Annotated in this window: 4 protein-coding genes; 2 read left to right on the forward strand and 2 right to left on the reverse strand. The window is 74.8% G+C overall.

Annotated features, from left to right (window positions below):
• Positions 1–11: 11 nt before the first annotated feature.
• A complete protein-coding gene (locus LCD35_RS07570) occupies positions 12–1094 on the forward strand; it encodes an alpha/beta hydrolase (RefSeq protein WP_225043955.1) in 1083 nt (360 codons plus the stop codon).
• A gap of 88 nt (positions 1095–1182) precedes the next feature.
• On the opposite strand, the gene LCD35_RS30295 is transcribed toward LCD35_RS07570, so the two are convergent.
• Positions 1183–3675: a LuxR C-terminal-related transcriptional regulator gene (locus LCD35_RS30295; RefSeq protein WP_308012512.1), complete on the reverse strand. Its 2493-nt coding sequence runs from the start codon at positions 3673–3675 to the stop codon at positions 1183–1185.
• A 76-nt stretch (positions 3676–3751) separates the two neighbouring features.
• A complete protein-coding gene (locus LCD35_RS07580; protein ID WP_224957223.1) occupies positions 3752–5131 on the reverse strand; it encodes an Hsp70 family protein in 1380 nt (459 codons plus the stop codon).
• Positions 5132–5465: 334 nt separating this feature from the next.
• Between LCD35_RS07580 and LCD35_RS07585 the strand changes: the two genes are divergently transcribed.
• Entirely contained in the window at positions 5466–6653 is a 1188-nt protein-coding gene (locus tag LCD35_RS07585) for an IniB N-terminal domain-containing protein (RefSeq protein WP_224957220.1), read from the forward strand.
• Positions 6654–6773: the final 120 nt, after the last annotated feature.

Raw genomic sequence — 6773 nt, forward strand, 5'->3', positions numbered from 1 at the left:
GAGGTCTTGCCATGTCGAAAGCCGTCGAACTGATCTCGCCCCGGCTGCGCGCGCACGTGCTCGGCGCCGGGTTGCACGCCGCGTTCGCGCTGCCGCGGCCGCTGCGCAGGCTCATCGCGGGAGCGCCGCGGCGGATCGACGGCCAGGAGCTCGCGCTCGACGCCCAGCTGCTGCTGAAAATGCAAGCGCTCACCGGCAGCACCCAGCTCACCAACGGCGACGCCGCCGGGTCCCGGGCGCTGATGGCGGAGTCCACCGCCATCGTCGACCGGGCACCGCTGCCCGGCGTCGCGGTCGGCGAGCGCACCATCCCCACCCCGGACGGCGAGCTCGCGGCGCGGCTGTACCGGCCGCAGTCGCTCACCGAGCACAGCCCGCTGCTGGTGTTCTTCCACGGCGGCGGCTGGGTCATCGGCGACCTGGACAGCCACGACGACCTGTGCCGCTACTTCGCGAAGGCCGCCGGGGTGCGAGTGCTCTCGGTCGGCTACCGGCTCGCACCGGAGGACCCGTTCCCGGCGGCGTTCGACGACGCGATGGCCGCGTTCCGGTACGCGGTGGAGCGGGCCGAGGAGCTCGGCACCCAGCCGGACCGGATCGCGGTCGGCGGGGACAGCGCGGGCGGCAACCTGGCCGCCGCCGTCTCGTACCACGCGACGCGGGCCGGGGGGCCGAAGCCGGCGTTCCAGCTGCTGATGTACCCGGCGCTGGACGCGACGGTGCGGCGGCGCTCCCGGGACCTGTTCAGCAGCGGGCTGCTGCTGTCCGACTCGGACATCACCTGGTTCCTCGACCAGTACGCGGCCCCCGGCACCGACCGCACCGACCTGCGGCTGTCGGTGCTGCTGGCGGACGACCTGAGCGGCCTGCCGCCCGCGCACGTGGTCACCGCCGGGTTCGACCCGCTGCGCGACGACGGCGAGGAGTACGCGCGGCGGCTCGCCGAAGCGGGCGTGCCGGTGGTGGCGCGGCGCTTCGAGGACCTGATCCACGGGTTCGGCAACGTGCGGCAGGCGGGCACCCGGTTCAACGAGGCGCTGAGCGAGATCGCGGGCACCCTCCGCGCCGGGCTGGCCCTCGGCGGCAAGGCCTGAGCTCGACGGCCCGTCCGGGTTCCCGGGCGGGCCGTTCCGCGGGCCGCGGACCGCCGCGGCACCGGTCGCGCGGTCGGATCCGGCGTGGTCAGGAGTCGAGGATCCCGCGGAGCCGGGCCAGCAGGTCCTCCCGGGAGGACGCGCCCAGGCGCTGCTTGATCCGTCCGATGTGGTGCTCCACCGTCTTCGCCGAGATGAACAGCCGCTTGCCGACCTGCTTGTAGGTGAGCCCGGACAGCACCAGCTCCGCGACCTCCCGCTCGCGTTCGCTGAGCACGCCGTCGCCGGACTCGCCGATGGCGCGCGGGCGGGCCGGTTTGCCCTGCAGCGAGCGGGCGCACTCCAGCAGCCCGAGCATCGTGGGCCGGTCCGCGGTGCGCAGCGCCGCCTGCCCGGCGAGCCGGGCCCCGTCCCAGGTGAGCCCGGCCGCGTGCAGCCCGCGGGCCGCCTGCTCGGCCTGCTCGCGGTCGACCGCTCCGGTGAGCACGTCCTGCCAGGTGCGGGCGGCCGCGGCCATCGCCGCGGACATCGGGTTGTGCCCGGACATCCCCTCCAGCGCGGCCACGTGGGTGCGCACGGTCGCGGCGTCCTCGCTGACCACGGCCGCCTGGAGGCACTTCCAGCGCAGCAGCCCGGTCCACAGCGGCGGGTCGCCGAGCTCGCCGAGCAGGGCGAACGCGGCGTCCAGGTGCGGCTCGACCCAGTCCTGGTCGTGCAGCCGCGCGCAGGACACGGCGAGTTCGCCGAGCGCCAGCAGCCCGAACAGGTCCGCCGGGTGCTCGGCGATGGCCTGCCGGGCGCGGCCGCGGACGGCGTTCAGCGCGGCGGTGTCGTTGTCCCGGTTCGCGATGCCCGCTTCGATCGCGGTGGCCAGCAGCCGGTCCCGCGCCTGCAACGCGTCGGGGGCGGGCGCGGCGGCGTCCAGCGCGGCCCGCGCGCCGAGGGTGTCGCCGCGGGCCAGCGGGATCCACGCGGCGAGCAGCCGGTGCCGCACGGCGAGCATCGGCCCGCCGCTGCCCGCTTCGATGGCGCGCCCCACCACGGAGGCGGCGACGTCGAGCTCGCCGCAGTGCAGCGCGGCGAGGGTGGCGATCGCGGCCGGCGTGTCCGGCACCAGCGCGGCACCGCCGACCGGTTCGGCCAGCGACGCCGACCGGGTCAGCAGGGACAGCGCGGTGACCGGGTTGCCGGTGATCGATTCGCGGATCCCGTCGACGAGCTGGTCGGAGGAACCGGACAGCGAGGTCGGCGGCCCCGGGTCGGGCACCGTCCGCAGCAGCTGCTCGGCTTCGGCGAGCCGTCCGGTGCCGATCAGCGACACGGCCGCGTAGGCGCGGTCGCCGGGCCAGCGCAGGTGCTCGGCGGACCAGCGGCACAGCTGCGCGGAGCGGGCCGGCAGTCCGCGGTGGGCGAGCACGCTGGCCGCGACCTGCACGCCCAGCGCCCGGTCCGGGACGGTCTCGTCCACGATCACCGCGTCGGCGAGCCGCAGCGCCTCGTCGAAGTGCCCGGCGATCGCGGCGGCCTTGGCGCGGCGCGCGGCGAGCCGGACGGGCGGGGTTCCGGCGGAGACGGCGGCGTCGAAGAACCGCGAGGACAGCTCCGGCGCCTGCTCGGCCGCTTCCACCCCGGCCTGCTCGTAGGCCTCGGCCATCGTCGGGTCCGCGGCCGAGGTCGTCTCCGAGTCGAGGAACGGGCGCAGCAGCCCCAGCACCGGCCGGCCGCGGTCGAGCTGCACCCGCACCAGCCTGCGGGCGATCGCGATCCGCTCGTCGACGGGTGTGAGCAGCTGCGCCGCGCGGCGCGCCAGCGGCAGCAGCTCGCCCGCCCCGTCGGTGAGCCCGCTGGCGCGGATCGCGGACAGCGCGGGCACCACGTCGGCCGGGTCGAGCGCCAGCAGCCAGGCCAGCACGTCGGGGTGCGGGGCGGCGCCGACGGCGACGGCGCTCGCGCACCGGCCGCCGACCTCGCCCAGGGCGGCGAGCTCGTGCTGGACGTGCTCGACGATGCGGGACGGCACCGAGGTCGGCGTGAGGTGCTGCGGGCTGGTGTCGGCGAGCACGCCCTCCACCAGCCGCGGGACCCCGCCGGTCTGCGCGAGCAGCCGGTCGATCCACTCGGCGGGCGGCGCGGTGCCGAGGCCGCGTTCGACGCGGGCGGCGAGGTCGGCGGCGGTGTACCCGGACAGCACGACGGGCGGTCCGGAGCGGTCCAGGACGTGCACGAGTTCGGCGAGCTCCGCGCCGCGCGGCCCCGGCCGGTAGGCGACCACCAGCCGCGCCCGCGGGTCGGCGGCGAGCTCGCGCGCGGCGCGCAGCGCGGCGTCGTCGAGCAGGTGCGCGTCGTCGAGCAGCACGGCGGTGCTCGCGGGGTCGGCGCGGCGGACGTCCCGCTCGACCGGCACGCCGGCGGCCCGGTAGGCGTCGGCGAGCTCGTCGAGCAGCGCGGTCTTGCCCGCACCGCCGGCGGCCTGGATCCCGACCTGCACCGGTTCGGCGGGCGCTGCCGCGACGGACTCCCACAACCGGACGGCGCGGGGCCCGGTCACCAGGTCTGGGGCGGTGGCTGTCCGGTGGTTCACAGGAGTCCTCGGTTCACGGAGACCTCGATTCGCGGGTCACTCGGCGGGATCACTCTTGGGGTGGGAGTGGGTTTCGTCAACGCTGCTGGGTCTGGACGGGGCTGGTCGGGGTCTGCCCGCCGAACCCCTGCACGATGGTCAGCACCAGGCCGCCGATGATCAGCAGCGCGGCCGCGCCCAGTTTCAGGATCTTGAGCAACCGCTGCCGGTCTTCGTCCGGCGGTTCCAGGTACATCGGTTCGACCTGCACCGGCGGCCGCGGTGGTTCTTCGCGCTCGGGTTCGCCGTCGATGACGTCGAGCCCGCCGGATCCGGGGCCTTCGACGCGGACGAGCACGCTGGTCTCGGCGGCGGACTCACCGCGGTCGCTGACCGCGGACAGCACGCCGACGGCGGAGGCCGCCGCGCCGCGGGCCGCGACGAGTTCCGGTGCCGCGTCCACCTGCGGGGCGCGTTCGAGCCGTTCGGCGACGAGCTGCTTGACCAGCGGGGTGCGCGCGGTTCCACCGGCGAGCACGAGCGCGGCCAGGTCCTCCGGCGCCACCGCCGCGGACTGCACGGCCTGCAGCAGCAGCTCCGGCACCCGTTCCAGGTGCGACCGGACGAGCTGCTCGTAGCGGGGGCGGGACAGGGCGAAGTCGGTGCGCAGCCCGGGAAGTTCGATGCGGACGGTGGTGCCCGGGTGGTAGGACAGCGCTTCCTTGCCGCGGGCGCAGTCGCCCCGCAACGCGACCAGCGCGGCCCGGTGCGCCGGGTCGGACGCGTCGAGCCCGTCGAGCTGGGGGCCGAACTCCGCCAGCAGGTGGGAGAAGATCTCGTCGTCGAGGTCCTGCCCGCTGGGATGCCCGGTGTCCAAGGTGGACCCGACCACGTCGAAACCGGGGCTGCGGCGGCGCAGCACGGTCGCGTCGAAGCCGGTGCCGCCGATGTCGGCGACGGCGACCGCGTCCTGCTCGGCGACCTGCTGCCTGCTGGCGTAGTCGACGGCGACGGCGACCGGTTCGGGCACCAGCGTCACGTCCCGCAGGCCGAGCGCGGCGAGCGCCTGGCGCACCAGGTGGGCGCGGAACGGCCCCCAGGTGGCGCTGTGCGCGAGGGTGATGTGCTCGGCCGGGTGGCCGAGCTGGTGGGCGACGGTGTCGGCGACCCATTCGACGACGGCCGCGACGAGCGCCTGCGCGGAGATGAACTCGCTGCCGACCAGCAGCGGCGCCTCGTCCCCGACCTGGCGGGTGAACCCTCGGACGACCCACTCGTGGTGGGTCAGCTCCTGCTTGCTCGCCTGCTCGCCTGCGACGAACGACCCGTCCTGGACCCGGCACAGCACGGTGGGGACGGTGTGCCCGGCGGAACCGAGCGGCAGCGGGGTGGCCGCACCCCACCTGCCGCCGTCGCGCCGCGCGATGGCGGCGGAGGTGGCCGTGGCCCCCACGTGGATCCCCAGGACGTAAGGCATGCAACCCCTTCCTGCGATCGCCTTCCGGGGTCATCTGGCGGTACCGGGCGCACGACCGGGGAAGTCCGGATCACACGGTCGGGTGACCACCCGATGACGCTCAGGGCGGTGACAATTTAGCGCGTGCTCGATCACGGAGTGCTGACGGATCCCCCTATGGGTCCCCTAGTCGAGTCAGGACCGCACCCCCTAACAGTGCCCCCAATCACTAGGAGTCGTACCCGATGGCTGCGGGCACGCCCCGCAGTAGCGTGCTCGCTGGGAGTGAGGGATCGGGCACGACCTTCACTCGGTCACACGTAACCGAGTTCCGCTGAGCCAGGAGAAAGCAGTCATGACCCACTCTCAGCCGGATGATGCCCCGGGCCGTACCGAGCCCCCCACTGCCACCCCGGGGGCGCACGACGCGCCCGGCCAGCCGGACGCACCGACGCTGTACGAGTTCCTCACGAGGCTCGTGACCAGCCCGGACGCCCAGGCTGCCTTCGACGCCGATCCGCGCGCCACGCTGGATCACGCCGGACTCGGGGACATGAGCGCGACGGACGTGCTGCACGCATCGTCGCTGGTGCTCGACTACGCGCCGGTCGAGATCGCGGACGAATACGGCCGCTCACTGCAGAGCAGCGTCGAGAAGTTCGCCGCGAGCACCCAGCACGTCGCGATCAACGAATTGCATCCCGCACAGCCACACGAGCAGGAAGTTACGGAACTCAGCATGCTGCCTCCGCACAACACCCCCGCCCCTGCCCCCGGCGACGACGCCGAGCAGCACATCCACGACGAGACCAACGTCAACATCGAGCAGACCGACTCGCACAACCTGGTCAACGTGCACGACGTGCTCAGCGGCAACGAGATCCTGAGCGGCAACGAGGTCAACGTCGGCAACGTCGTCGGTGACACCACCTCCACCGCGGTCGCGGGCGGCGACAGCATCGTCGGCACCGTCGGCGACGTCGCGTTCGGCGCCGTCAGCCAGGTCACCAACACCGTCGACAACACCGTCAGCACGGTCGGCGGCGTGGCCGGTGGCGCCACCTCCGACCTGCCGGTCGTCGACGACCTGACCGGCGCGCTGCCGGCCGGCGGCGACGCCGCCTCGGTCGACGCGGGCGCGCTGTCCGGTGTCGCCGGTGGCGCCCTGGACACCGTGGGCGACGTGGCCTCCGACGTGCCGGTCGCCGGTGACATCGCGGGCCCGGCCGTCGACACCGTCGGTGGCGTGGCCGGTGGCGCCGTGGGCACCGTCGAGGGTGTCGCGGGCGGCGCTGTGGACACCGTCGGCGGCATCGCCGGTGGCGCCGTGGCCGGCCCGGTGGGCGACGTGGCCTCCGCGCTGCCCGCCCCGGCCGACCTGCCGGTCGTCGGTGACGTGGCCGAGTCCCTCCCCGTCGAGGACGTCGCCTCCCACCTGCCGGCCCCGAGCGACCTGCCGGTCGTCGGCGACATCGCCGGCCCGGCCGTCGAGGACGTCGCCGGTGCGGCCACCTCGGCCCTGCCGCTGGACGGCCTGCTCTGATCCGACCTCCGGTCTGATCAAGGCGAAATGCCCTGAAAGCCGGGGGGGGGGGGGGGGGGCGCGCCCCCGGGTCAGCTGCTCTTCGGCATCAGGATCCACAGGACGATGTAGACGATGACC

The sequence above is a fragment of the Saccharopolyspora sp. 6V genome (assembly GCF_020176785.1).
Lineage (GTDB): Bacteria > Actinomycetota > Actinomycetes > Mycobacteriales > Pseudonocardiaceae > Saccharopolyspora_C > Saccharopolyspora_C gregorii.

Bases quoted from the DNA above. Each gene is read 5' to 3' on its own strand.
- LCD35_RS07585 (WP_224957220.1), top strand. From the start codon at position 5,466: ATGACCCACTCTCAGCCGGATGATGCCCCGGGCCGTACCGAGCCCCCC.
- LCD35_RS07580 (WP_224957223.1), bottom strand. From the start codon at position 5,131: ATGCCTTACGTCCTGGGGATCCACGTGGGGGCCACGGCCACCTCCGCC.
- LCD35_RS07570 (WP_225043955.1), top strand. From the start codon at position 12: ATGTCGAAAGCCGTCGAACTGATCTCGCCCCGGCTGCGCGCGCACGTG.